We start from the raw sequence: 26,133 nt of genomic DNA on the forward strand, positions 1-26,133 counted from the left end.
CTGTAGAACCAACTCCAGATAAGCCTGTAGAGCCAACTCCAGATAAGCCTGTAGAGCCAACTCCAGACAAACCTGTAGAGCCAACTCCAGACAAACCTGTAGAGCCAACTCCAGATAAACCTGTAGATCCAACTCCAGATAAGCCTGTAGAGCCAACTCCAGACAAACCTGTAGAGCCAACTCCAGATAAGCCTGTAGAGCCAACTCCAGACAAACCTGTAGAGCCAACTCCAGACAAACCTGTAGAGCCAACTCCAGACAAACCTGTAGAGCCAACACCAGATAAACCTGTAGAGCCAACACCAGATAAGCCTGTAGAGCCAACTCCAGATAAACCTGTAGAGCCAACTCCAGACAAACCTGTAGAGCCAACTCCAGATAAACCTGTAGAGCCAACTCCAGACAAACCTGTAGAGCCAACTCCAGATAAGCCTGTAGATCCAACTCCAGACAAACCTGTAGAGCCAACTCCAGACAAACCTGTAGAACCAACTCCAGACAAACCTGTAGAGCCAACTCCAGACAAACCTGTAGAACCAACTCCAGATAAGCCTGTAGAACCAACTCCAGATAAGCCTGTAGAACCAACTCCAGACAAACCTGTAGAGCCAACTCCAGATAAACCTGTAGAACCAACACCAGGTAAACCAGTGAATCCAACACCAGGTAAACCAGTGGAACCAACACCAGGTAAGCCAGTGAACCCAACACCAGGTAAGCCAGTGAACCCAACACCAGGTAAGCCAGTGAACCCAACACCAGGTAAACCGGTGGAACCAACACCAGGTAAGCCAGTGAACCCAACACCAGGTAAACCAGTGGAACCAACACCAGGTAAACCAGTGAACCCAACACCAGGTAAACCGGTGGAACCAACACCAGGTAAACCGGTGGAACCAACACCAGGTAAGCCAGTAGAGCCAACATCAGCTAAAGGCCAACTTCCAAATACTGGTGAAACTACATCTGCAGGATCAACTGTACTCGGAGTAGTTGCAGGACTTGTAGGATTGGCAGCACTTGGACGTCGTAAAAAAGAAGACGAAAAATAGTCATCTTTCTTAAGTGAGTAAAGTTATTTGCTTAAAAATAACAAGTTACGATTGACGACCAGAGCCGGTTTTAAGTCATAGAAAAAGGGGAACTATGTGTTCCCTTTTTTCGACTAGTTATAAAATAGAATCTCTGCTGAGAGTCTATGAGAAGAAAAGTTAGTAACAAGATTCATAAAAAGATATGAAGTCATCCCGAATCTATGATATATCATGATTCGGGGTGTTTTTTACTCATTAGGCACAAAAAATCTTCTATTGGATAGAGTTGTAGATTCACAACAGAAGTAAAATCTAAAAGAAAGTGTTTATTAGAAGTGAGTTGCTTTTTAGCAAATGAACGCTGATATCTGATAAAGCTACCTTCCGATAGGTGAATCGATTACGAGGGCTTGCCTATATTCTTAGCCATAGAAATATGAAGGAAGGAGACGATTTTAACTTACTCAAGGAGAGGGAAAGCTGGGCTTTTGATAAATCTCTTTGCTCCTCTTATCTTGGGAATGAATTCATAAAAGGGAAGTGTAACTGAGTAGCACATGTATTTCTTTATAATCTGTGATTCAAAAACAAGTGACTTCTTGATGTTTGATTAGGCAATTCTATTGTATGCTTAATAGCTTCTGTGGTGCTTTTCTATTTTACTGTTGAGCTATTTTGTCTATTGTCAAAAAACTCCCTAATTCCTACAGTTAGTAAAGCAACTATAGACATTATAGAGTCTACTTATCTCATGATTTAATGGGCATGCTCCTTGTTACAAACGATATTGAAAGGCAGTTCTAATTAACGGTTGAGGGAGGCTCTTAAGAAAAAAATAAGGCCTTATCCCTCTTTAAAGGAGTGATAAGACCATTGGTAATATTTTCTTTATGGACTACTAAATAGGAAATAGTCTAGTTGTGTAGGATTATTTTGTTCTTCTATTTCTACGATAGCCATTTAGTTTATTGTTTTCCCAAAAGCTATTAAAGATTTTTTCTTTGCTTTCGCGGTCAATTTCTAAGAAGTAGGCATAGAGTAAGTCGATTAAAATCAACATCGGAAGTTGGGCAGAGATTCTCTGGATGTAAGAAGCTTGACTTTGACTGGCTACCAATACAGTTTCCGTAAAGGCTTGGGTTTCCTTACTAGGCATACTTGTAAAGAGAACGGTCTTAGCCCCCATATCTTGAGCATCAAGTAGACTATCAATGATGGACGGAGTTGTTCCTGACAGGGAGAAGCCAAAGACCAAACATTTTTCATCGATGATACTGGTTGTCCAGGCGAAACCATCTGGATCTGTCAAAGCCTCACAAACGACTCCAAGTCTCATGAAGCGCAATTTCATCTCACGCGCAACGAGGCCAGAACTGCCAGTCCCAAAAAAATAGACGCGTTCTGATTGATCAATCATTTGGGCAATGCGCTCCAGTTGGTCATCATCAATCAATTCTTGTGTCATTTCTCGGATGTTTGTATAGCTCCTCAAGACTCTTTGGGTCAAAGGATTCATATCCTGTTGTGGGACGGAAAGGGTATCTTTTTGTTGTTGGTATTTGAAAATAAATTCCCGATAGCCCGTAAAGCCACATTTTTTGGCAAAACGAGTGAGAGCCGCCTGAGAAATATGAAGTTTTTGAGTGACCTGCTGAGAAGACAAGTCATCGTGAATGGTATCTGCCTGCAAAAAATAGCGGGCAATCTCTTGCTCTAAATCGGTCATTTCTTCAAAGTGAAGATCAATAATCGTAGAGATATCTTGCTTGTTCATGGGCCTCCCTTGTAGTTATTGGTTAAAATTTTTATCAATGAAATCTATAAAATAGCGCTTACTTTAATTATACCACAGTTGCTTTGTTTTTTGGATAAAAAGGAAAAGTCTTTTCTTTTTCCATAATTTTCTCTTTAAATTATGGTACAATGAAGAGTAAGATTTTGATTAGAAATGAGACTGCTTTGTATGAGAAAATTTAATAGCCATTCGATACCGACTCGGCTTAATTTATTGTTTGCAATCGTTATTTTGCTCTTCATGACCATCATTGGTCGCTTGCTCTATATGCAATTCGTAAATAAGGATTTCTATGAAGCCAAGTTAGCATCTGCTAGCCAAACTAGGGTAACAACGGGTTCTGCTCGTGGAGAAATCTATGACGCGGCTGGAAAACCCTTAGTAGAAAATACCGTTAAACAAGTAGTGGCTTTCACACGAAGTAATAAGATGACGGCTACAGATTTAAAGGATATTTCTACTAAACTTTTAACGTATGTAACAGTTTCCTCTCCAAATTTGACAGAACGTCAGATGGCTGATTATTATCTAGCGGACCCAGCTGTCTATAAAAAAACGGTAGAGGCTCTTCCAAAAGATAAGCGTTTTGACTCAGATGGTAACCAACTTTCTGAATCGGATCTTTATAACAATGCTGTTGAGAGTGTTACCTCTAGCCAAACTAATTATACAGAGGATGAAAAGAAGACTATTTATCTCTTTAGTCAGCTCAATGCAGTTGGAAATTTTGCAACAGGCAATATCCAAACAGATCCTTTAAGTGATACTCAAGTCGCTCTAATCGCCTCTGCATCTAAAGAGTTGCCTGGGATTAGCATCTCTACCTCGTGGGATCGCAAGGTCCTTGAAACTTCTCTTGCTTCTATCGTAGGAAGTGTTTCCAGTGAAAAATCAGGTCTTCCAGCTGAGGAAGTGGACGCCTATCTTAAAAAAGGTTATTCCCTCAATGACCGTGTTGGGACCTCTTACCTTGAGAAACAGTATGAGGAAGTCCTACAAGGGAAACGTACTGTTAAAGAAATCCATCTCGATAAACATGGAGATATGGAGAGCGTAGAAAACATTGAGGAAGGTAGCAAGGGTAAAAACATTAAACTGACCATTGATTTGGCCTTCCAAGATAGTGTGGATAGCCTCTTGAAAAGCTATTTTAATTCTGAGCTTGCTAACGGAGGTGCCCAATATTCGGAAGGTGTCTATGCGGTTGCCCTCAATCCTAAGACAGGGGCTGTTCTAGCCATGTCAGGGATTAAGCACAATCTGGAATCTGGTGAATTGACTCCAGACTCACTAGGTACAGTGACCAACGTTTTTGTTCCAGGATCTGTCGTTAAGGCGGCAACCATCAGCTCAGGTTGGGAAAATGGTGTTTTATCAGGCAATCAAACTTTGACTGACCAACCGATTGTCTTCCAAGGTTCAGCTCCGATTAATTCTTGGTATACTCAAGCCTACGGTTCATTCCCGATTACAGCTGTGGAAGCCTTGGAGTATTCTTCTAATGCCTATATGGTTCAAACGGCTTTGGGCATTATGGGTCAGACCTATCAACCCAATATGTTTGTTTTAACTAACAATTTAGAATCCGCTATGGGGAAACTTCGTTCGACATTTGCTGAATATGGTCTTGGAGCCTCAACAGGCATTGACCTTCCAGATGAGTCAACTGGTTTTATACCAAAAGAGTATAATTTTGCTAATTACATTACCAATGCATTTGGCCAGTTTGATAACTACACCCCAATGCAATTGGCCCAGTACGTTGGAACTATTGCCAATAATGGTGTTCGCTTGGCTCCTCGTATAGTAGAGGGAGTCTATGATAATAATGAGCAAGGTGGTTTAGGAAGTTTGATTCAGCAAACAGGTAGTACCGAAATGAATAAAATCAATATTTCTGAGTCTGACATGTCTATCCTACAACAAGGATTTTACCAGGTATCGCACGGAACAAGTGCACTTACGACAGGTCGTGCCTTTTCAAATGGCGCAGCAGTCTCTATCAGTGGAAAAACCGGTACAGCCGAAAGTTACGTGAACGGCGGACAAAAAGCCAATAATACCAACGCTGTCGCCTATGCACCGACAGATAATCCGCAGATTGCAGTCGCGGTTGTTTTCCCTCACAATACCAACCTAACTAACGGTGTCGGTCCATCTATTGCGCGCGATATTATCAATCTTTACAACCAACACCATCCAATGAACTAGAAAGGAAGCCATGCTTTACCCAACACCTATAGCCAAGCTGATTGACAGCTATTCTAAACTTCCAGGTATCGGGATTAAGACAGCAACCCGACTGGCCTTTTATACCATTGGGATGCCTGATGATGACGTTAATGAATTTGCAAAAAATCTCCTTGCAGCTAAGCGAGAATTGACCTATTGTTCGATTTGCGGACGTTTAACGGATGATGATCCATGTTCAATCTGTACGGATCCTAGTCGTGACCAGACAACTATCCTAGTATTAGAGGATAGCCGAGATGTAGCGGCTATGGAAAATATCCAAGAATACCATGGACTCTATCATGTCCTACACGGCTTGATTTCACCAATGAATGGCATTAGCCCAGATGATATCAATCTTAAGAGTCTTATGACTCGTCTCATGGATAGTGAGGTTTCGGAGGTCATCGTGGCAACCAATGCGACAGCTGATGGTGAAGCGACTTCTATGTATCTCTCTCGTTTGCTTAAGCCTGCAGGGATTAAGGTTACGCGCCTAGCGCGAGGTCTAGCAGTGGGAGCAGACATCGAATATGCGGACGAAGTAACACTCCTAAGAGCCATTGAAAATCGTACAGAGCTTTAGTCTATGAGGTTAAATCGCTAAATACTTAGCTAGCAGGTATAAAATATTTAAGAACACAGAGACTGGACTATTTTTCTTCCAGTCTCTTTTCTTGTTTTGTGCTATTCAAGTTTAAAAAAATAGACAAATGTGATATACTAAAAGGCGAGTATTCTAGTAGAAATAGGACAATCATATGAAACAAACAATTATTCTATTATATGGTGGACGCAGTGCAGAACGTGAAGTGTCTGTCTTGTCAGCTGAGAGTGTCATGCGTGCGGTTAACTATGATCGCTTCATGGTAAAAACCTTCTTTATCAGCCAGTCTGGAGACTTTATCAAAACCCAAGAATTTACCCAAACTCCTGGGCAGGAAGACCGTCTCATGACCAACGAAACGATCGATTGGGACAAGAAAATTGCTCCAAGTGCTATCTACGAAGAAGGCGCCGTTGTTTTTCCAGTTCTTCATGGACCTATGGGAGAAGATGGTTCCGTTCAAGGTTTCTTAGAAGTCTTGAAAATGCCTTATGTTGGTTGCAACATCTTGTCTTCAAGCCTTGCTATGGATAAGATTACTACCAAGCGTGTCTTGGAGTCTGCTGGGATTGCCCAAGTTCCTTACGTAGCTATCGTTGAAGGGGATGACTTGGTTTCTAAGATTGCTGAAGTTGAGGGGAAATTGACTTATCCAGTTTTCACAAAACCGTCAAATATGGGTTCTAGTGTTGGGATTTCTAAGTCTGAAAATAAAGAGGAACTCTATCAAGCTCTAGAGCTTGCCTTCAAGTACGATAGTCGTGTCTTGGTAGAACAAGGGGTAAATGCCCGTGAAATCGAGGTTGGACTTTTAGGAAACTATGATGTCAAGAGCACGCTTCCTGGTGAAGTTGTCAAAGACGTAGCCTTCTATGACTATGATGCCAAATATATCGATAACAAAATTACTATGGATATCCCAGCTAAGATTAGCAATGATGTGATATCGATTATGCGCAAGAATGCCGAAACTGCCTTCCGTGCTATCGGTGGACTTGGTTTGTCGCGTTGCGACTTCTTCTATACAGATAAGGGAGAAGTTTTCCTAAACGAGCTTAACACCATGCCAGGCTTTACCCAATGGTCTATGTATCCATTACTTTGGGACAATATGGGGATTAGCTATCCAGAATTAATTGAACGTTTGGTTGATCTTGCTAAGGAAAGTTTTGTCAAGCGTGAAGCGCACCTATTGTAAAGACAGACATAAGGGCGGGGAAGGACTCCTTGCCCCTTTTTAAAGGAGTAAACATGAAACTTACGATTCACGAAGTTGCGCGTGTTGTCGGTGCAAAAAATGATGTGACAGGCTATGCGGATAGCCCGCTAGTCAAGGCTGAGTTTGATAGTCGTTTGATTGGACTTGGTGATCTATTTGTGCCACTCAAGGGGGCGCGTGATGGTCATGACTTTATCGAGACAGCTTTTGAAAATGGCGCAGCTTTAACCTTATCAGAGAAAGAAGTAGTAGGTCATCCTTACATTTTAGTAGATGATGTCTTGACAGCCTTCCAAGCACTTGCGGCCTATTACCTTCAAAAAACAGGTGTCGATGTCTTTGCTGTTACAGGTTCAAATGGGAAAACAACTACCAAGGATATGTTGGCCCATTTACTTTCTACAAGCTACAAAACCTACAAAACGCAAGGAAATTATAATAACGAGATTGGCCTCCCTTATACGGTTCTCCATATGCCAGATGATACTGAAAAGCTGGTCTTGGAAATGGGACAGGATCACTTGGGAGATATTCATCTTTTGTCTGAACTGGCTCATCCGAAGACAGCTATTGTGACTTTAGTTGGGGAAGCCCATTTGGCCTTCTTTAAGGACCGTTCAGAGATTGCCAAAGGTAAATTACAGATTGCTGATGGAATGGAGAAAGGTAGCTTGCTCTTGGTGCCATCTGATCCCATTGTAGAGGATTATCTACCTACTGACAAAAAAGTGGTTCGCTTTGGCCCAGGTGCAGAACTCGAAATTACAGAATTAACTGAGCGTAAGGATAGCTTAACCTTCAAGGCTAATTTCTTGGAGCAGGCTCTTGACTTGCCAGTAACAGGTAAGTACAATGCGACTAATGCTATGATAGCTTCTTACGTTGCCCTGCAAGAAGGAGTGACGGAGGAGCAGATTGGTCAAGCCTTCCAAAATCTAGAATTGACCCGCAATCGTACCGAGTGGAAAAAAGCTGCCAATGGGGCAGATATCCTATCAGATGTTTACAATGCCAATCCAACTGCTATGAAGTTGATTTTAGAAACTTTCTCTGCTATTCCAGCTAATGAAGGTGGTAAGAAAATCGCAGTTCTGGCGGATATGAAAGAACTTGGAGAACAGTCTGTTCAACTCCACAATCAGATGATTTTGAGCATTACACCCGATGTCCTTGATACCGTTATTTTCTACGGCGAAGACATTGCTGATTTGGCTCAACTAGCCAGTCAAATGTTCCCAATAGGCCATGTTTATCATTTCAAGAAAACTGCTGAAGAAGACCAGTTTGAAGCTATGGTCAAGCAGGTCAAGGAAATTCTTGGAGCACATGACCAGATTTTGCTTAAAGGTTCCAACTCTATGAATCTAGCCAAGATAGTAGAAAGTCTAGAAAATGAGCACAACTGATTTCGCCAAAGCTATTCAGAGAATGTTGGCCATCACTGATACTGGTTTGACCTATACAAAGGATCCTTATGACCGTGAACGTTATGAGGATTTACGTCAGATTTTATGGAGTGCCTTGCAGGATCAAACAGAGCTTGATCAAGAGGAATTGACTGCAATTTTAAAACCAACAGCTAGCTATGCAACTCCCTTGATGGATGTAAGGGCATGGATTGTTCAAAATCAGAAGGTTTGCCTGGTTAGAGGGCAAGGAGAGGATACTTGGGCATTACCTGGTGGTTTTGGCGAGGTAGGATATTCTCCCAAGGAAAATATCCGAAAAGAAGTTCAGGAAGAAACAGGATTTTCGGCAGAAGTAGGCTCTTTATTAGCGGTTTTTGATACCAACCGCTTTCAACTTCAGAACAAACAGTATGCCAAGTTCGTCTTTGACTGTCAGTTATTAGATGGACAATTTCAAGAAAATCAAGAAATTGCAGAACTTGAATTTTTTGATATCAAGAATCTCCCACCCCTATCTGAAAAACGAATAACCAAAGAACAAATGGAAATTCTATGGCAGGTCTATCAGGGTGAGCGGGAACAATATGTCGATTAGAAGCTTTGTTTTATATTAAGATCGACAGTTTCTTTTACACAAAATTATAAGAAATAAATGTAAGCTAGGCTCTATAAAAATCAGTAAGAGATTGGCTTATATGAAAATGAGGAAAGTTACATGAATTTTTGGGAAGCTTTATTTAGTACGCAGCCGACGGAGCCACCCCAGTTTGACCTTCTTTGGTATGGAAGTCTATTTACCTTATTAGCATTGACTGTGTTTCTTGCCTATCGTTATGGTGAGAAAAAGGCCTGTCAGCGATTTTTCCAGATTTTACAGGCGGTACAGCTAATCCTGCTCTACGGATGGTATTTAGTAAATCAGATGCCTCTAACTGAAAGTCTACCCCTTTATCATTGCCGTTTGGCTATGTTTGTAGTGCTTTTGACCCCGGGTGTCTCTAGAGTCAAACAGTATTTTGCTGTATTGGGAACCTTTGGAACTTTGGCAGCTTTTATTTATCCAGTGCCAGATCCCTATCCCTTCCCCCACATTGCCATCTTGTCCTTTATTTTCGGACACTTAGCCCTTCTTGGAAATTCCTTGATTTATCTCCTGAAGGACTACGATGCTAGTTTACTGGATTTCAAACGAATCCTAATTATCACGTCTTCGCTCAATGCCTTGATTTTCATGGTCAATTTAGTAACAGGTGGAGATTATGGATTTTTGACAAGACCACCATTGGTTGGAGACCACGGTCGTTTGATCAATTATCTAGTGGTAACGCTATTCTTGACTTGCGCTATTTACTTAGTCTCTAAAATTTTTCAAACAATCCTTCAGGAACAGGCAGAAAAAAGGTTGAGAATCTGGCAGAAATAAAAAAATATTTTCCCAATCTCTTGACTTTTATCTGAGAATTTTGATACAATAGTAGACGGTATTGTTTACCCCATTTGTAAGGCCCCGGAACCTTTCAAATACCCCGCGGACCGGAACATCCGCCCTGTAAACAAAAACGATATTCATATAGGAGAAATCATGAACAAAACTACATTCATGGCTAAACCAGGCCAAGTAGAACGCAAATGGTACGTTGTTGACGCAACTGATGTACCTCTTGGACGCCTTTCAGCAGTTGTTGCTAGCGTACTTCGCGGAAAAAACAAACCAACATTCACACCACACACTGATACAGGTGACTTCGTAATCGTTATCAATGCTGAAAAAGTTAAATTGACTGGTAAAAAAGCATCTGATAAGATCTACTACACTCACTCAAACCACCCAGGTGGATTGAAATCAATCTCTGCTGGTGAACTTCGTTCTAAAAATGCAGTACGTTTGATCGAGAAATCAGTTAAAGGTATGCTTCCACACAATACTCTTGGCCGCGCTCAAGGTATGAAATTGAAAGTATTCGTTGGAGCTGAGCACACTCACGCTGCACAACAACCAGAAGTTCTTGATATTTCAGGACTTATCTAAGGAAAGGAACAATAAAGTATGTCACAAGCACAATATGCAGGTACTGGACGTCGTAAAAACGCTGTTGCACGCGTTCGCCTTGTTCCAGGAACTGGTAAAATCACTGTTAACAAAAAAGATGTTGAAGAGTACATCCCGCACGCTGACCTTCGTCTTGTCATCAACCAACCATTCGCAGTTACTTCAACTGTAGGTTCATACGACGTTTTCGTTAACGTTGTAGGTGGTGGATACGCTGGTCAATCAGGAGCTATCCGTCACGGTATCGCTCGTGCCCTTCTTCAAGTAGACCCAGACTTCCGCGATTCATTGAAACGCGCAGGACTTCTTACACGTGACTCACGTAAAGTTGAACGTAAGAAACCAGGTCTTAAGAAAGCTCGTAAAGCATCACAATTTAGTAAACGTTAAAACTTATTTACATTTATTAAAAGCATTTCGTATCAAAAATACGAGATGCTTTTTTTCTAGCTTAATTTTACAAATTGGATTTTGAAGGACACCATGGACCTATTTTCAAGTTGATAACGACTACAAATTTGTTCTGGAGACCATGAAGATTGTAATCGCTCTTTAATTTCCTACTTCAATTCACAGGAGTCTAACTCGATTTTCTTCCCTTCTGCTTCGCCAATTGTTCATTGTGTGTTTGTGCTGCTTGTGCAGAGTAAGTGTCATTACCACACTTAATTCTCTTGAGAAGGTTGATTTGTGAACGCCTAATTTTCTAGCTATTTGGCAGGGTTTGAGACCTAATTCTAGGTAAGTCTCTATCTTAATTCGCTCAATTATGGTAATATGATGGTAGCTTATAGATTTCTCCCGTGTTCTGTTTAGTGTGGTTACTTACAGTTTACACGAGATTGGGCTCTATGAGTTTTTTGTTGCACTATATTTTACCATTTATCAAATATAAAAAAGTAAGCTCAGAAAATCTCTGATCTTATTCTCATATCTCTCCAAACAACTTCCGTAAAATTTTCGGTGTGATACGTTGTCCTGGCCCTACGTAAGTATAGGCGTGCAGGTACATGGCAGGATTGAAGTTGAGTTCGATACAGGTGCAATTTGGTAGCTCCTTACTAGCAGGCTTGGTGTAGTCTGGGATAATCAAATCGACTCCACAGGCCCAAGCCCCCATAGCAGTCGCCATATCGGCAGCTAGTTGTTTGTAACTCTCGCCCATCTGGTCAGTCATGTCAATGGAGTCGCCTCCAGTTGAGATATTAGAATTACCACGCAGAAAGGTTTGGCTACCTTTAGGCAAGACTGTATCAGGTGTGTAACCCTGCTGTTCCAACATGAGTAATTCAATATCACCCAGATTGATGATTTCAAGAGGTGAGCGATGGTCGCGACCACGCAGAGGGTCTTGGTTTTTCTTTTCGACTAATTCTCGGATGCTTGAGCTTCCGTCGCCTACGACATTGGCCGCAACGCGGAGCACGACAGCCTCGCATTTTCCATCCAAGATAAAGAAACGGTACTCGGTCCCTGCCACAAACTCCTCGACTAGCACATGGCTATCTTCCGAAAAGGCGATGTCTAGGGCTTTTTCATAGCCAGAAAGGCTTGTTGACTCTTGGAAGATGGAAATGCCCAGACCGAAGTTGGTGGATTTGGGTTTGACAACAATAGCAGAGTTGGCTATTTGTCCGTAGTACCGTAAGGCATCGTCCTTGTTAGCAAATTCTGCTCCCGCAGGTACTGGAAAACCAGCCTTGTCCAAAATCTTTTTGGTCACAACCTTATTAGCCATGGCCAGTGGAATTACGTAGTTATCTTTGGATGTCATGTTGCTATTTTTAATGTACTCCACATGGTCACCATGCCAGAGTTTGAGAAATTGGTCTTCCTCATCTAAAATTTCTACGTTCAAGCCCAGCTGAATGGCGTCAAAGAGAATCATTTGGGTGGAGAGTTCCATGTTTTCATAGCCTTTGAGGGCATAAGGTGCTGTCCAAGCATAGTCATGAAAGGCTTGTCCTTGTTGTTGGCCAAATTTTTCAAGGGACCCTTCTTCAACCTGCTCTGCTATTTTTCCAGAAAGGGTCAAACGTGGATCAAGAAGAGAGGCCTCCACCTTAGTGATAAGCTGGCTATAATAGTCATCCAGTCCAAAGTGAGCGACGATGTCCTTCATGGCTGTCACGATAGGTTTAGGGTCAGCCTCTTTAGGAAGTGGTGTGTGGGGATGGCTGAGAGCGATTTGGTTGTTGAGAGTAGCAGCTACTGCCAATTCTTCGTCGACTTGCTCCATGTCGTCTAGCCACAAGAGTGCGAGTGCAAAGAGGTGGGTGGTGTCTAGTGTTTCTTGGCTGATTGCCAGTGGCTCAAAGGGGTTGAGGTCAAAGTTGCGGAACTCTAGATAGGAGATGCCCTTAGTCAAAAAGTCCCGGCTAGTCTTAGCACCGCGTAAACGGATGGCAGAGTAAAATTCTTTTTCAGAGGACAGTTGCCCAGATCCAACAGCGTTTTCGATGTCGGTCACGTATTGCTCCAGTGAAGAGAAGGAAATGTGAACATCGGGGGCATTGACATAGCCGTAGTTGGAGTTACGAATCGACCGCACGCAACCAATTTCATCTGTCAAAAACCCTTTTTCTGCTAGCGGGCTTGCTCCGTAAAGGTAGGTCAAGAGCCAGCGATAACACAAGAAGTTCTGAGCTAACTTGAGATAGAGGGCATTCTTGAAGGTCAGTAAATCGTCATAGTCACTGACTTCAAAGAGCTGCTGGGTCAGATCTTTGCCGAGTTCAAAATTATAGTGAATTCCAGATATGGACTGGAGCAATTTGCCGTAGCGTTCTGCCAAACCAACTCGGTATTGATACTCGTAGTCACTTTCCAACTGGGCAATCTGAATCTCTTCTTCTACAATCACAGGTGGCATGGATAAAGGCCAAAGATATTCTGACTTATCCATTGAGCGAATAGCCACATCGGTGATGGCCCCGAGGAAGCGACGAGCTTCCGTGGTCGACTGTGCTACCGGTGTAATGAGCTCTAGTTGAGGTTCGCTATAATCTGTCTGGATATAGGGATGGAAACTGCGAGAACCCAATTTTTCAGGGTGTGGCGTTTGAGCGACACGGCCTTCAGTATTGATTCGTAGAGATTCGCGCTCCAGACCAAAGGTAGCTTGTAAGATGGGAGTATTTGGGGATAATTTTTGAAATACGTTTGATAGGTTCATGATTGTGCCTCGAAATAACTAGTTTCTCTATTATTTTATCAGTTTGTTAAATAAACTCAACTTTCTGCTACGGAGATGGAGAAGGAAATGCTCGGACGAATTGACTATTTACTTGCATTAAATATAAGCAAAAGCATTAGTAGAAGTATTGAAACTACACCTAATAGTTTTTTCCCCACACTCAATCTCTCATTTCTGTCTTTTTTTCGTAGACAGTTATAAAGTCGATCAGAATAAACCTTGTAAGTGTATAAGTTAATTCTTACAGACCTAAACTATTCCCCTATTTAAAAAATAATGATTCATATTTTATGAAATTAATTAGTAGATATAGTTCTGAAAAGCCGTTATATTACGCTGTTTTTAGTCCAACTGAAATCCATACTTTCCAAACCAGGTCTTAAGAAAGCTCGTAAAGCATCACAATTATCAAAACGTTAATCAACACGCTTATATCAACGTTTACAGACATTTAAGAAATTTCTCTTGGATGTCTTTTTTTGTCTAGCTAAATTTTACAAATTGGGCAATTTAGGTTACTCAATAATATAAAAAAGATAAAAATTTAAAGTTCGAATTTTAATTTTAAAAAAAGTAATTATTATTGAATATCTGTTCAAACATTTTTTCTTTTCTAAGGTTAATATAAGTATATATACTTTAAAAAAGGAAGTCAAACATCTTGCTCATAGATTTTTGCATTTTTAAAAAATACATTTTGTCATATAATAATGTGGAAAATTGACGGATTCCTTAAATAATCATATAATATGAATATGTAAACCCTTACATACTATTCTACTTATACTTGATAAAATGCAAGTTCTTGAGGATCTATAAATATATAGACACTCTTCTATTTATAAAGTGAAATAAAGAATCATGGAGAAAGTTATGGATATTAAAGAGACATTCAACCAGCTAGACAATACAAAATTTAATGATTTCAATAATCGCCTTGAAGGTTTTGAGAAACTTTTTAAAGACAAATATTATTTTACCCATCCCGAAGATTTTAGCTCAATCTTTAGCATTTTGGTAAAGTATGGAAAAAGTACAAGTAAATATATTTTATCGAAAGGAGAGATATATGAGTGAAATAGTTATTAATGCTCAGAATTTATCTAAAAATTTTTATAATTTTGATTCAAGACTCCCATTTATCAAGAGATTTTTGAAACGTAATCAAATAACGATTCGAGCTGTTCAAGATATTAGTTTTACGATTAAGAGAGGGAGTATAGTTGGCTTTATTGGGAGTAATGGAGCTGGTAAATCCACAACGATTAAAATGTTGACTGGGACTCTTTATCCTAGTTCCGGAAAATTAGAAGTGAATGGAGAAATTCCATTTAAAAGAAGTATAAACTTTAGAAAAAAAATTTCAATAGTAGTAGGAAATAAATTACAGTTATTTCAAGATGTTTCGGCTATGGATTATTTTCAATTGATTGGTACTTTATATGAGGTAGAACCGGCGATTTTACAAGAACGAATTCAGGAATTAAGCAATTTGTTGAATGTAAAAGATCAGCTTTACCAGCAGGTCCGGACCCTCTCTCTTGGACAAAAAATGAAAATGGAGTTTATCGCGGCATCTTTAACAAGTCCGGAAATATTATTTTTAGACGAGCCTACTATAGGGTTAGATATACAGTCTAAAAAAGATATCAGAACATTTTTAAAGAAAATGAATGAAGAATGTCATACTACTATTATTTTAACGAGTCATGATATGGATGATATTTCGTCTGTTTGTGACGAATTAATCGTCATTGACAAAGGAAAAATTATTTTGCAGGAGTCAATGGATGTTATTTTATCTAAATTTTCTGATTTTAAATATTTAAAGATAAAAATGACATTAGATTTGGTACCAGAGTTATGCTCTGTTAAAGGAGTAGTAGTCATTTCTCAAACAAAATCGGAATGTATACTAAAAATACCTAGAGATTTTGTCTTTGAGACATTAGAATCAATCAATAAGCTTGTAGATATAGAAGATTTTGAAATATCAAATCTTTCTTTAGAAGAAATTATTTTACAAAACTATTTTACAAAAAAGGAGCACAATTGAAAAAAGAAATGTCTATTATTCTGATATCATTTCGATCTATTTTGAACTATAAATCAAGTGTACTATTGTTAATGTTACAGGCAAGTATACAAATTATGATATCAGTATTTTTATGGACGTATATATATCAGAGTAACCAGATAAATATAGCAGGATATGATTTTACCTCAATGGTTCAATACTATTTGGGGACTATAATTTTTTCATATTTTGTTTTTTATCCAGTTGATTGGGAAATCAATGACGATGTTCATTCAGGAAATTTTTTTAGCATATTAATAAAACCTGTTACTTTTTATAAGTATTATTTTTGTAAAATGCTTGGAGATAGGCTTGCTCATTTATTATTTATCATCATTCCTGTCATTTTATTCTCCAGTGTTTATTACAAGAATGAGTTATTAACCATTGAAATTCTTATTTTAGGAAGTATTGCAATTATTCTATCTATGGTTCTATGGTTTTTAATATCATGTTGTGTAGGTATGCTTTCTTTTTGGTTAGAAAATATATTTTTTGTCCTTACTGTTAAAGAAATAGTAATTCAGTTTTTATCAGGAATATTATTGCCTTTAAGTTTTTTTTCAAATAATTTTCGTCTGTTTTTAGATGTATTACCTTTTAAATACTTAGTATATGAACCGCTTCAGATGTTTAGTAATGATACATATAAATTAATAGACTATTTGAGAATTATTTGTATTCAATTGATTTGGTGCATCATTTTTTATATTATATCAAGATTCATATTGAGAAAAGGAGTGGAGCACTTCTCAAATGTGGGAGGATAAAATGTTTAGAATAAAAGTAATTTTTAGGCTACTTCATTTTGGTTTTAAATCTGATATGAATTTTCATTTTGACTTCTTTTGTGGTCTATTTTCGTCGATACTGTGGATTGGTTTACCTATTGTATTTTTTAGATTGATTTTCTTAAACATAGACTCTTTTAATGGTTGGGACTATTATCAAATTTTATTTTTGGTAGGTTCCTACACTATTGTAGATGGAGTTATGATGGGATTGTTAATTAGAAGTATGGGAATTTTAGAATCAGATATTTTGAGTGGTAACTTGGATCAAATTTTATTGAGGCCGTTTGATACTCAGTTGTTCTATATTTTTAGATCATTTAATTTAGTTCAATTCGTGAATACTTTTTTTGGTCTTGCGATCATTTTTATAAGTTATGGAAATTTAAATGTACATTTAAATTCATTAAAAATATTATTTTATATCCTTTCTTTAATGTGTGGTTGTATTATATATTATTCAATTTGGTTTCTAATAACGATTAGTTCATTTTGGTTCCCAACTAAATTTTCAAAAGTAGATGTATTTTTGAATTATATTGGAATTTCTAAGTATCCATATAATATTTTTACAGGTATTAACAGATTGATCACTATGTTATTTGTTCCCAATTTATTAATTGCCAATCCTGCAGTATTAATATTTTTAGGGAAAGATACATTGAACCTATTTTTCTATCAAATAGTTTTTACAGTTTTTTTGATTATTATCAGTCGTACAATTTTTAGAAAAGGATTGAAAAAATATGAAAGTGCAGGAAGATAAACAATGTTGTTCAGTTATATGTTTGACTAAAGGAAGTGATTCGCTGTACTTTGTTTTGTGGTCATTGAAACATCAGATAATTATAAACTATAATTTAAAGAATAGTATTATTAACTTATAGGTGCTAAGAAAAAATTTAAAGAAATTCCCTCATTCAATCAAACTTATTCATATTTTTTAAAATAAGAAAATAGTTGGATTTTGATGATGGTTGATATAAAGCTAAACTGAAAGTACCTGAAATCCAACTGTGTCAAACCAGGTCTTAAGAAAGCTCGTAAAGCATGACAATTTAGTAAACGTTCTTCAAAAAAATTACTATACTTACAAAGAGCACCTTTCGGGGGGTTCTTTTTTAATCCTCAATAGAGAGTTCACCCCAAAATTCTCACCACTAGTCTTTGTCTTATACAATTTCTTCCTAGTATCAGTTTAGTATGATATAATTAAATACGAATAATATAAAGGAGTTATAAATGAAAATAGGAAAAGGCATCAATTGGATTTTGATTCTGTTAAGTTGCTTAATTGCTATAGTACTGATAAGTTTTATGTTCTTCTTTAATCATAAGAAGCAAGATGTAGAAGCAGTAAATGCTACAACAGAACAGGTTTCTACTACTAGTACGACAGCGACTAGTACAACAACCACTAGTTCAACGACTACTCAAGATAGTGTTACGACTACTGAGGAAAAACTCTCGACACAAGAAGAGCAAACGAATGCTAGATCACAAAAAATAGATGAGCAAGCCATTCTAAATGGAGATTTCTCGACTCTAGTTGGAACTTGGAGAAATGGACTTGGGCAAGAGTTTACATTCGATAAAAATGGACTAGTAAACAGTGGAAACATTGAAAAAAAGAGCATGGGTAGCCATGGAACGATTGAATTCAGCATTAGAGATGGTATCTCGGGCTATGGAATGAGTATTTATCCTGCTGGACTTATTATGCCTGGGTTAGATACTGATTTAACTAAAAATAGGCTGATTGCTGGTCAAGCTGCTCCAACTAGTTCAGAACAAGTTTTTTATAAAGTAGACTAAATGATTAACCATCTCATCAAATTTGAGATGGTTTTCTTCTTTATTTGTGAGTTATGAACATGTTATGAAGATGAAGTAAGTAGGGTTTAAAAATAGCTTCCATAGGCGTTCCAGCCTGTTTAGCAAGATGTTGGAATTTATGAGGACCTTGACGGATATTATTTTTCTTCATAGTATGTTGTGTTATAATGTAGATACGATATGAATAAATTAAGATATCTCTGTAAATGTCACTTTGTGTAAACATGAGTACATTTGAATTTATAGAATGATAGGAGGTGGTTTACAATGATAAGTTTAGAGCTGATGTCTGAAGAAAATAGCATAGATGTTTATTCTTTTGAAAAAGGAAATCGGGAGTATTTTGAGCGGAATTTACCTCCTAGACCAGCTACCTATTTTGATTCAGAAGGTTTTAAAGAAATTACAAGGGAATTGTTAAGGGAACAAGAGAATCATGATGTCTACATGCATCTTATTAGAGATGCACAAGGTACTATGGTCGGAAGAATCAATTTAAGTGTCTTAGAGGATGATCGAAAAACAGCAGAACTTGGATATAGGATCGGAGAAAATGTTACTAATTTAGGTTATGCAAGTGAAGCGGTTAAACTCGTCTTAGAAAAGGCCTTTACTACTTATGGTTTACATAAGATTATCGCAGGGACGGCAACGGACAATCTGATCTCTCAGAGAGTGCTTTTAAAAAATGGTTTCACCTTTAGTAGAATCATAGAGAATGACTTTCAAATGCATAACGAGTGGATTCATACGGCAGTATTTGAGATAAGGAATCTATAGCATCATTATTCCCAATAGTCTGCTAAACCTCAACATTCCTAGTAGACATCCGTCTACTTTTTTTATATAATAAAACTAAACCAAAATGGTTGAATTTTTTAAAATAAAGTCAACTTACGATGAAAACATCACACTAGGAGGTAAATCATGTACCAACCAGAAAAACTCAAGGCTCGGAGAAAAGAGTTAAAGCTAACACAGAAAGAGATTGCAGAGCAGCTTGGCATTAGTTTTCAGGCTTATTCGGCTTGGGAGCGTGGAGTCAAGGAGCCTTCTAAAGAAAAAGTTAAACAGCTAGAAGAGATTTTAAAAGTACCAAAAGGCTATTTTACTCAAATCGAAATTATCCGTCTCTATAATAGCCTTTCCAATCAAGGAAAAGAAAAGGTGGTAGTCTATGCTCGCAACTTGGCTCAAGAAGAACAAGCCAAGAAGGTGACTGCTATTTCAGAAAAACTCTACGAGTATCATGTCTATGAACGCATGTCGGCTGGGATTGGTGCTTCAGTTTATGATGATCGAAACTTCGATACGGTTTACTTTAATGAAGAACTAGCTCACGATTTTGCTTCCTGGGTCTCTGGGGATTCCATGGAGCCTAAATATCAAAATGGTTCCGTGGCTCTGATTCGAGAGACCGGATTTGATTATGACGGTGCTGTCTATGCAGTGGTTTGCAATAACCAGACCTATATCAAACGGGTCTACCGAGAAGAAGATGGCTTACGTTTGGTCTCCATCAATCCTAAATACAAGGATATTCACATCTCTTACGAAGAAGATCCGCGGATTGTAGGCATTATCGTGGGTAACTTTGTGCCAATGGAGGGATAGTCTATGGGCTACTTTGATTATTCCAGAGAGCCCAAAAGTGATATTGCCTTTGTCGATATGAAGTCCTTTTATGCTAGCGTTGAGTGTGTAGAAAGAGGACTCCATCCCCTTAAAACCTCCCTTTGTGTCATGAGCCGGGCGGATAATTCTGTTGGGCTTATTCTTGCCTCCTCACCGATGTTTAAAAAGGTTTTTGGGAAAGCAAATGTCGGACGTGCCTATGACCTGCCTTTTGATATCAAGACGCGCAAATTTTCCTACTACAATGCTAAGAAACAAGGTCTACCTACGAATTCAGCTTATGTGAAATTTATCGAGGATTGGGCTCAAGTGACCGTCATTGTCCCTCCTCGGATGGATAAGTATATCTCAGTCAATCTGGAAATCCAAGGAATTTTTCAGAATTATGGCAGTCCAAATGATATTTATCCTTATTCAATTGATGAAGGCTTTATTGATCTAACCAGTTCGCTCAATTATTTTGTCCCAGATCAGCAGATTTCTCGCAAAGATAAGCTAGATATGCTTTCGGCTCGTATCCAGAGAGATATCTGGCGGCAGACTGGGATTTACTCGACAGTCGGTATGTCGAATGCCAATCCCCTACTTGCTAAGTTGGCCTTGGATAATGAAGCCAAGCACACACCGACCATGCGAGCCAATTGGTCTTACCAGGATGTGGAAGACAAGGTCTGGTCCATTCCAAAGATGACCGACTTTTGGGGGATTGGGCATCGGATGGAGAAACGCTTGAATAGCTTAGAAATCTATTCGATTAAGGAATTAGCCAATAGCAATCCTGATGCCCTGAAGAAAGAACTTGGCCAAGCTGGACTTCGCTTGTGGTTCCATGCCAATGGAATAGACGAGAGTAATGTTCATAAGCCCTATAAAGCCAAATCTCACGGCTTGGGCAATTCGCAAATTTTACCGAGAGATTATGTCAAGCAGCGAGACATCGAAATTATCCTTCGAGAGATGGCTGAACAGGTGGCTATCAGGCTTCGACGGGCCAGAAAGAAGACGACAGTTGTGTCTATTCATCTTGGATTTTCTAAGCAGGAACAAAAAACCTCCATCCATACCCAAATGAAGATTGAGCCGACCAACAGTACGAGTCTTTTAGTCAGTTATGTACTGAAATTATTCCATAGCAAATATACTTCTGGAGCTGTCAGAAGTGTTGCCGTTAGTTATTCAGGATTTGTGGACGAATCCTTTGCGTTGATTTCCCTTTTTGATGATGTTGATAAAGTAGAAAAAGAAGAAAGGCTCCAGACCGCCATTGATTCCATTCGAGAGCAATTCGGCTTTACTTCTCTCTTGAAGGCGACTGCCTTAGAGGATGCATCGAGAAGTATTGCCAGAAGTAAGCTGATCGGAGGGCACTCTGCTGGAGGATTAGATGGATTAAAATGATTGATCGCTCTTATTTGCCCTTCCAATCCGCGAGGGACTATCAAGATCCAGGCATGCAGAAGTGGATGGGCTTTTTTCTATCGGAGCATAGCAGTTCACTCAGTGCAGAAAAAAATCGTGTCGATTTATCAACAGATTTGAATCCAGTCGAGAAGTTGTTGCTACTTTCCCAGCTCTACGTTGGACGCCTAAAAGGCTCTTTTGTGGTCAAGGAGAAAAATCATAAAGGCACGATATTGGGTGAAGTAAGAGAATTATCTCCTCAAGAAATCTCTGTTAGAACGGATGAAGGCTATCGATTAATAAGGGTAGATGATATTCTCACAATCCAACTTTGTCAGGAGGAAGTTGATGACTAGAAAAGAGTTATATGAAAACAAATTGCAGATGGATTATTTTTCAGATGACTATATTCGTTTTGAGGAAGATTTCCAAAAATACTCTGCCATGAATGTACCCTCGACTTTCTTGATTGATGATATTCTACGAACCATGGCTATGAACCAAAAGAACTACTTTGTCTTGAACAAGGAAAATGCCAAGGATGGCAGAGAACATCGGTTTTATTTTAGGGTGAGGATGTCCAAAAATAAAGCAGTTAGAGGTTTTAGCTATACTTTTTGTATCTAGAAAACGAAAAATCTTCATCTTTTACTGAAGATTTTTTATATTATATAATATTGAATAATATATATGATATAATAGGTTTGTAAAATTATATAAATTGACAAAAATGTCAGCTAATATGGAGGATTATTATGTTTGAACAAAATATAAAAAAATTAATCATTGTTTGTGATGATAATACAGTTGGGTATGCTAATTATTTGCGCCAACTTGTAAGCGCTAACGACGACGAAGATGATGTAATTGTGGGAACTAAAGATGATGCGATTAAAGTGAGTGTCTGGTTAGAACAAAACTATTTAGATAATATGTCTACAATTTCTTCTAATGAACATGTGCTTTTTATTGGTGAAAATCAGGCAAGTAAGAATGAAATATCCAGTATGCATGTAAAATTTGACAAATATGGAATGAAATATGGTTGGTTAGGAAAACGTGGGATGATGATTATTTCAAAAACTATAGATAATCCGGAAGACTATAATGAATTTATTGAGCTTTGTCGAAATTATAAAACAGAATTTGAACTTATCGAATTTAAAAAATCTCTACCAGAACAAGCTATAGATGCTGCGGTAGGTGCTATGGGGGATATTCCTAATGTTATTTCGAATGTCGGGAATACACTATTTTCTTTCCTAGTAGGTTCGGCTCCAGCTATTGCAGCGGATGCAATCAATGCGGTTGCAGAAGCTACAAAATGGATCACCACAACAGAGGATCAGAGAAAAATTACTGACCAACAGTTCCGAGCTTTGACTTTAATATTATATATGGATGGACTATCAGGATTCTTGGAGGCATAATGGATGGAAGGTTTTAGAGAGGGATATGAATTCTTTCAAAAGCGAGCTGGTAATTTTGCAGGAATTGTAGATGGAGAGCAGTATGTAGATACTGTAAATTCAGAGATAGATAATTTGATGAACTCTCTTAATAATCTTAAATCAAGTGGTTCACTTGTAGAAACATTAAAGGGAGATGCTGCTGAATTTTGGCACGGCGGAACCTTTAATATTAAAGCAGTTATTAATTCCTCAAAAAACAGAGTACAAGTTGATCGTAGCCATGATTTTGGATCTGCTGATATTACGGGAGTAAACTTCGATGCTAAGTTTGGTTTAAAATATTATAAAGATGCTACTTCGACTGCTAAACAACAGTCAAAGAGTATTATTGATTGCTATAATGATTATAAACCTAAAGGTATAAAAGATGAGTTTCCCATCTATTTAGAAAAGAGAAGTATGGACAAAGAAATAGATCCGAATACTACAGTCTATTTTGAACAACATAGAATTGTTCCATCTGATCAACTTGAGGAAATTATTGCAATATTAGAAAGTAAAGGGCGAGAGTATTCAATTAATTCCCCCAAAGGTTTTAATAAGTATGAGGATACTCGAAATTACCTGAGTGATAGAGTTAAAGATAATAAAGGAAATGAGTCAATTCCTTTATCTAAACAAGAAGCTCACGATCTAGCGCAATTGGCTAAAGAGGGTGGAGTAAATTCTGAGGATTTACACTTAACAACTGAAGAGCTTATTAAATACACTCATATATTAAAACAATCATACAAGGCTGGCTTAACTGCAGCAACAATATCGATGGTTTTGCAAGTTGCACCTGAAATATGGAATTCAATAGCTTATCTAATCAAGAATGGATATGTCGATGAAAAACAATTTAAAAAAATAGGTTTTGCAGCACTTACAGGAGCAGGCGAAGGATTTGTAAGAGGTACAGTTTCAGCAGCAATTACAGCAAGTTGTCTGTCTGGGGTGTTTGGAAAGGATTTTAAAAAAGTTAACCCATCTGTAGTAGGTGTAGTGACAGTATTAGTAATGAACTCAATGAAGAGCTCGTATAAAGTATTTACTGGCGAGATGAATAGAAGTGAGATGGTGAACGAGTTAATTAAAGAAATGTTTATTACAACCTGTGCATTTTCAATGGGATTATTAGGAAATGCATATATCAAAATTCCGTTACCTAATTTTCTTTCTAAACTTAATAATGTTGTCTCTTTAGGATACATGATTGGTAGTTTTGTAGGCTCGATAGCTGGATCTGTAATTTACTCTTCAATATATAATCCAGTGCTATCATTTTGTGTCGATTCAGGATTTACTCTATTTGGTTTAGTAGACCAAGATTACGAGTTACCAGAAGAAGTATTAAACGAAATAGGAATTGAAGTTTTTGAATATGAAAAGTTTGAATACGAGAAGTTTGAATACGAGAAGTTTGAATATGAGAAATTTGAATATGAACAATTTGAATATGAGAAGCTTCATACGATATTCCTAAGACGAGGAGTAATTGGTGTAAATTGTGTAGGTTATATGTAGTTGTTAACCAAAAAATTGCCAAAATTATAATGCGCATAATCAAAGAATATTATAAAATGAAAAAAATGTTTTTATTTTCGAAAGAAAAATTTAACTAATAATCAGGATTAGTATTAATCCACTGAATTTTTCAAAAAAGTTGGATGTTTTTTCATCGGTAGTTAAAATATTGAAACAGAAAAAGGATGGAATGATTTTCCATCCTTTTTTATATAGGAATAAATTTTTATTCCTGGGGGGACAATTTTTATACTCTTCGAAAATCTCTTCAAACCGCGTCAACGTCGCCTTGGATTATATATGTGACTGACTTCGTCAGTCTTATCTACAACCTCAAAGCAGTGCTTTGAGCAACCTGCGGCTAGTTTCCTAGTTTGTTCTTTGATTTTCATTGAGTATTAATCTTTCTTACTTTTTAGTAAGAAGGTAGCCGAGAGGGCTAGGCTGAGGCTTGCCATAAAGAGGAGAGGACTAGTCTGCTCACCAGTAGCTGGAAGTTGTTTTTCATTCGTAGAAGCTTTGTCATTAGCATCATTTCTTTGAGCCAATGGTGTTGTAGTTTCTACCTTTGTTTCTTCTGTCTGGGCTGGCACTGGTTTAACAGTTGCACTCTCTGTCTTATAGACAATAGCATAGGTATTCAGGTTAAGAGCGATAAACTCAAGATACCCATCTCGGATGGTGAATTCTTGTGATTTCAAGTCTTTTGTCGGAGTCAATTGATAGAATTCTTGGACAGCACCTGAAACTGGTAAACGAACGAGTACAGCACCTTTTGGTTGAACTGGTTTGCCATCTTTATCCTTGAGTTGAAGGGCATAAGCATCGTATTTTTTGCCTAAGAGTTCTTTGTTTTCAACTTTTTGACTGTCAAGGTAGCTTGCTTCTTCGAGTTCAGTTGTTCCACTAATAACTTGAGCTCTTGTGGTCTGATCTTTCATTACTTTGAGTTTAAACTCAGGAAGTGTGATACTTGGTGCTTCTTGGTCACCTGCAGTACCGATAGGCTCAGTGTATTCAGGAATTACCACAGAAGGCGCTTCCTGATCACCTGCAGTACCGATAGGCTCAGTGTATTCAGGAATTACTACAGAAGGCGCTTCTTGGTCACCTGCAGTGCCGATAGGCTCAGTGTATTCAGGAATTACTACAGAAGGCGCTTCTTGGTCACCTGCAGTACCGATAGGTTCAGTGTATTCAGGAATTACTACGGAAGGCGCTTCCTGATCTCCCGCAGTTCCAATAGGTTCAGTATATTCAGGAATTACCACAGAAGGCGCTTCTTGGTCACCTGCAGTACCGATAGGCCCAGTATATTCAGGAATTACCACAGAAGGCGCTTCTTGGTCACCTGCAGTGCCGATAGGTTCAGTGTATTCAGGAATTACTACAGAAGGCGCTTCTTGGTCACCTGCAGTACCGATAGGCTCGGTGTATTCAGGAATAACCACAGAAGGTGCTTCTTGATCTCCTGCAGTACCGATAGGTTCGGTGTATTCAGGAATTACTACAGAAGGTGCTTCTTGTTCACCCGCAGTGCCGATAGGATCTGTGTATTCAGGGATAACCACAGAAGGCGCTTCTTGTTCACCCGCAGTGCCGATAGGATCTGTGTATTCAGGAATAACCACAGAAGGTGCTTCTTGTTCACCCGCAGTACCGATAGGCTCAGTGTATTCAGGGATAATCACAGAAGGCGCTTCCTGATCACCAGCAGTACCGATAGGCTCGGTGTATTCAGGAATTACCACAGAAGGTGCTTCTTGATCTCCTGCAGTACCGATAGGTTCGGTGTATTCAGGAATTACTACAGAAGGTGCTTCTTGTTCACCCGCAGTGCCGATAGGATCTGTGTACTCAGGAATGGTTACAA

23 protein-coding genes and 2 pseudogenes are annotated in these 26,133 nt (G+C 38.5%); 20 read left to right on the top strand and 5 right to left on the bottom strand.

Translation table 11 applies throughout. The features are described from left to right. Positions 1 to 1,052: LPXTG cell wall anchor domain-containing protein (locus QM887_RS09350; RefSeq protein WP_414271378.1), on the top strand; the 1,052-nt coding region annotated here is incomplete at its 5' end. A 910-nt stretch (positions 1,053 to 1,962) separates the two neighbouring features. On the opposite strand, the gene QM887_RS09355 is transcribed toward QM887_RS09350, so the two are convergent. Further along, positions 1,963 to 2,808, bottom strand: coding sequence for a MurR/RpiR family transcriptional regulator (locus QM887_RS09355; protein WP_414271379.1), 846 nt, complete (start codon positions 2,806 to 2,808; stop codon positions 1,963 to 1,965). Positions 2,809 to 2,982: 174 nt separating this feature from the next. Here QM887_RS09355 and pbp2b point away from each other — a divergent pair, with 174 nt between their 5' ends. From pbp2b to rpsI, 8 genes are all read left to right on the top strand, one after another. After that, on the top strand, positions 2,983 to 5,040 hold the full coding sequence (gene pbp2b / locus QM887_RS09360; RefSeq protein ID WP_414271380.1) for a penicillin-binding protein PBP2B: 2,058 nt from the start codon (positions 2,983 to 2,985) through the stop codon (positions 5,038 to 5,040). 10 nt (positions 5,041 to 5,050) lie between these two features. Continuing rightward, positions 5,051 to 5,647, top strand: a complete 597-nt coding sequence (gene recR, locus QM887_RS09365; RefSeq protein WP_414271381.1) for a recombination mediator RecR — start codon at positions 5,051 to 5,053, stop codon at positions 5,645 to 5,647. A 175-nt stretch (positions 5,648 to 5,822) separates the two neighbouring features. Continuing rightward, positions 5,823 to 6,866 carry a D-alanine--D-alanine ligase gene (locus QM887_RS09370; protein WP_414271382.1) on the top strand — a complete coding sequence of 348 codons (1,044 nt, stop codon included), beginning with the start codon at positions 5,823 to 5,825 and terminating at the stop codon, positions 6,864 to 6,866. A 53-nt stretch (positions 6,867 to 6,919) separates the two neighbouring features. After that, entirely contained in the window at positions 6,920 to 8,293 is a 1,374-nt protein-coding gene (locus QM887_RS09375) for a UDP-N-acetylmuramoyl-tripeptide--D-alanyl-D-alanine ligase (RefSeq protein WP_414271383.1), read from the top strand. Continuing rightward, complete coding sequence (locus QM887_RS09380; protein ID WP_414271384.1) at positions 8,280 to 8,891, top strand: NUDIX hydrolase; 612 nt, start codon at positions 8,280 to 8,282, stop codon at positions 8,889 to 8,891. Before QM887_RS09375 ends, QM887_RS09380 begins: the two co-directional genes overlap by 14 nt. Positions 8,892 to 9,011: 120 nt before the next feature. After that, the gene (locus QM887_RS09385) at positions 9,012 to 9,719 is read left to right on the top strand and encodes a TIGR02206 family membrane protein (protein WP_414271385.1); all 708 of its coding nucleotides are present in this window, start codon (positions 9,012 to 9,014) and stop codon (positions 9,717 to 9,719) included. A gap of 159 nt (positions 9,720 to 9,878) precedes the next feature. Continuing rightward, positions 9,879 to 10,325 (top strand): 50S ribosomal protein L13, encoded by a 447-nt coding sequence (gene rplM, locus QM887_RS09390; protein WP_001044622.1) that lies wholly within the window; start codon positions 9,879 to 9,881, stop codon positions 10,323 to 10,325. 18 nt (positions 10,326 to 10,343) lie between these two features. Beyond that, entirely contained in the window at positions 10,344 to 10,736 is a 393-nt protein-coding gene (rpsI, locus tag QM887_RS09395) for a 30S ribosomal protein S9 (RefSeq protein ID WP_000075973.1), read from the top strand. Positions 10,737 to 10,816: 80 nt separating this feature from the next. Here the strand turns inward: rpsI and QM887_RS09400 are convergent. After that, positions 10,817 to 11,138, bottom strand: a pseudogene (locus QM887_RS09400) (transposase); the annotation flags it as partial. A gap of 136 nt (positions 11,139 to 11,274) precedes the next feature. Further along, positions 11,275 to 13,521: a bifunctional glutamate--cysteine ligase GshA/glutathione synthetase GshB gene (gene gshAB, locus QM887_RS09405; RefSeq protein ID WP_045593546.1), complete on the bottom strand. Its 2,247-nt coding sequence runs from the start codon at positions 13,519 to 13,521 to the stop codon at positions 11,275 to 11,277. Positions 13,522 to 14,415: 894 nt separating this feature from the next. Here gshAB and QM887_RS09410 point away from each other — a divergent pair. The 11 genes from QM887_RS09410 to QM887_RS09460 all read left to right on the top strand — a co-directional run bounded on the left by QM887_RS09410 (position 14,416) and on the right by QM887_RS09460 (position 22,712). Continuing rightward, positions 14,416 to 14,619 carry a hypothetical protein gene (locus tag QM887_RS09410; protein WP_003010127.1) on the top strand — a complete coding sequence of 68 codons (204 nt, stop codon included), beginning with the start codon at positions 14,416 to 14,418 and terminating at the stop codon, positions 14,617 to 14,619. Then, positions 14,612 to 15,598, top strand: a complete 987-nt coding sequence (locus tag QM887_RS09415) for an ATP-binding cassette domain-containing protein (RefSeq protein WP_003010129.1) — start codon at positions 14,612 to 14,614, stop codon at positions 15,596 to 15,598. The genes QM887_RS09410 and QM887_RS09415 overlap by 8 nt, the downstream gene beginning before the upstream one ends. Then, positions 15,595 to 16,389 (top strand): ABC transporter permease, encoded by a 795-nt coding sequence (locus QM887_RS09420; RefSeq protein WP_003013825.1) that lies wholly within the window; start codon positions 15,595 to 15,597, stop codon positions 16,387 to 16,389. Before QM887_RS09415 ends, QM887_RS09420 begins: the two co-directional genes overlap by 4 nt. 1 nt (position 16,390) lies before the next feature. Beyond that, positions 16,391 to 17,176 carry an ABC transporter permease gene (locus tag QM887_RS09425; RefSeq protein ID WP_003013947.1) on the top strand — a complete coding sequence of 262 codons (786 nt, stop codon included), beginning with the start codon at positions 16,391 to 16,393 and terminating at the stop codon, positions 17,174 to 17,176. A gap of 476 nt (positions 17,177 to 17,652) precedes the next feature. Further along, positions 17,653 to 18,225, top strand: a complete 573-nt coding sequence (locus QM887_RS09430) for a DUF6287 domain-containing protein (RefSeq protein ID WP_311522558.1) — start codon at positions 17,653 to 17,655, stop codon at positions 18,223 to 18,225. Positions 18,226 to 18,513: 288 nt separating this feature from the next. Beyond that, positions 18,514 to 19,026 (top strand): GNAT family N-acetyltransferase, encoded by a 513-nt coding sequence (locus QM887_RS09435; protein WP_414271386.1) that lies wholly within the window; start codon positions 18,514 to 18,516, stop codon positions 19,024 to 19,026. 147 nt (positions 19,027 to 19,173) lie between these two features. Further along, entirely contained in the window at positions 19,174 to 19,860 is a 687-nt protein-coding gene (locus QM887_RS09440) for an XRE family transcriptional regulator (protein ID WP_414271387.1), read from the top strand. 3 nt (positions 19,861 to 19,863) lie between these two features. Next, positions 19,864 to 21,279 (top strand): Y-family DNA polymerase, encoded by a 1,416-nt coding sequence (locus QM887_RS09445; protein WP_414271388.1) that lies wholly within the window; start codon positions 19,864 to 19,866, stop codon positions 21,277 to 21,279. Next, positions 21,276 to 21,638: a hypothetical protein gene (locus QM887_RS09450; RefSeq protein WP_414271389.1), complete on the top strand. Its 363-nt coding sequence runs from the start codon at positions 21,276 to 21,278 to the stop codon at positions 21,636 to 21,638. The genes QM887_RS09445 and QM887_RS09450 overlap by 4 nt, the downstream gene beginning before the upstream one ends. Further along, positions 21,631 to 21,909 (top strand): DUF5960 family protein, encoded by a 279-nt coding sequence (locus QM887_RS09455; protein ID WP_414271390.1) that lies wholly within the window; start codon positions 21,631 to 21,633, stop codon positions 21,907 to 21,909. The genes QM887_RS09450 and QM887_RS09455 overlap by 8 nt, the downstream gene beginning before the upstream one ends. A 128-nt stretch (positions 21,910 to 22,037) precedes the next feature. Further along, complete coding sequence (locus QM887_RS09460) at positions 22,038 to 22,712, top strand: hypothetical protein (protein WP_414271391.1); 675 nt, start codon at positions 22,038 to 22,040, stop codon at positions 22,710 to 22,712. A gap of 1,352 nt (positions 22,713 to 24,064) precedes the next feature. On the opposite strand, the pseudogene QM887_RS09465 reads toward QM887_RS09460, so the two are convergent. Continuing rightward, positions 24,065 to 24,160, bottom strand: a pseudogene (locus QM887_RS09465) (hypothetical protein); the annotation flags it as partial. A 498-nt stretch (positions 24,161 to 24,658) separates the two neighbouring features. After that, a partial coding sequence (locus QM887_RS09470) for an SIALI-17 repeat-containing surface protein (protein ID WP_414271392.1) occupies positions 24,659 to 26,133 on the bottom strand: 1,475 nt, incomplete at its 5' end.

The organism is Streptococcus infantis, from assembly GCF_047460875.1.
Lineage (GTDB): Bacteria > Bacillota > Bacilli > Lactobacillales > Streptococcaceae > Streptococcus > Streptococcus infantis_AA.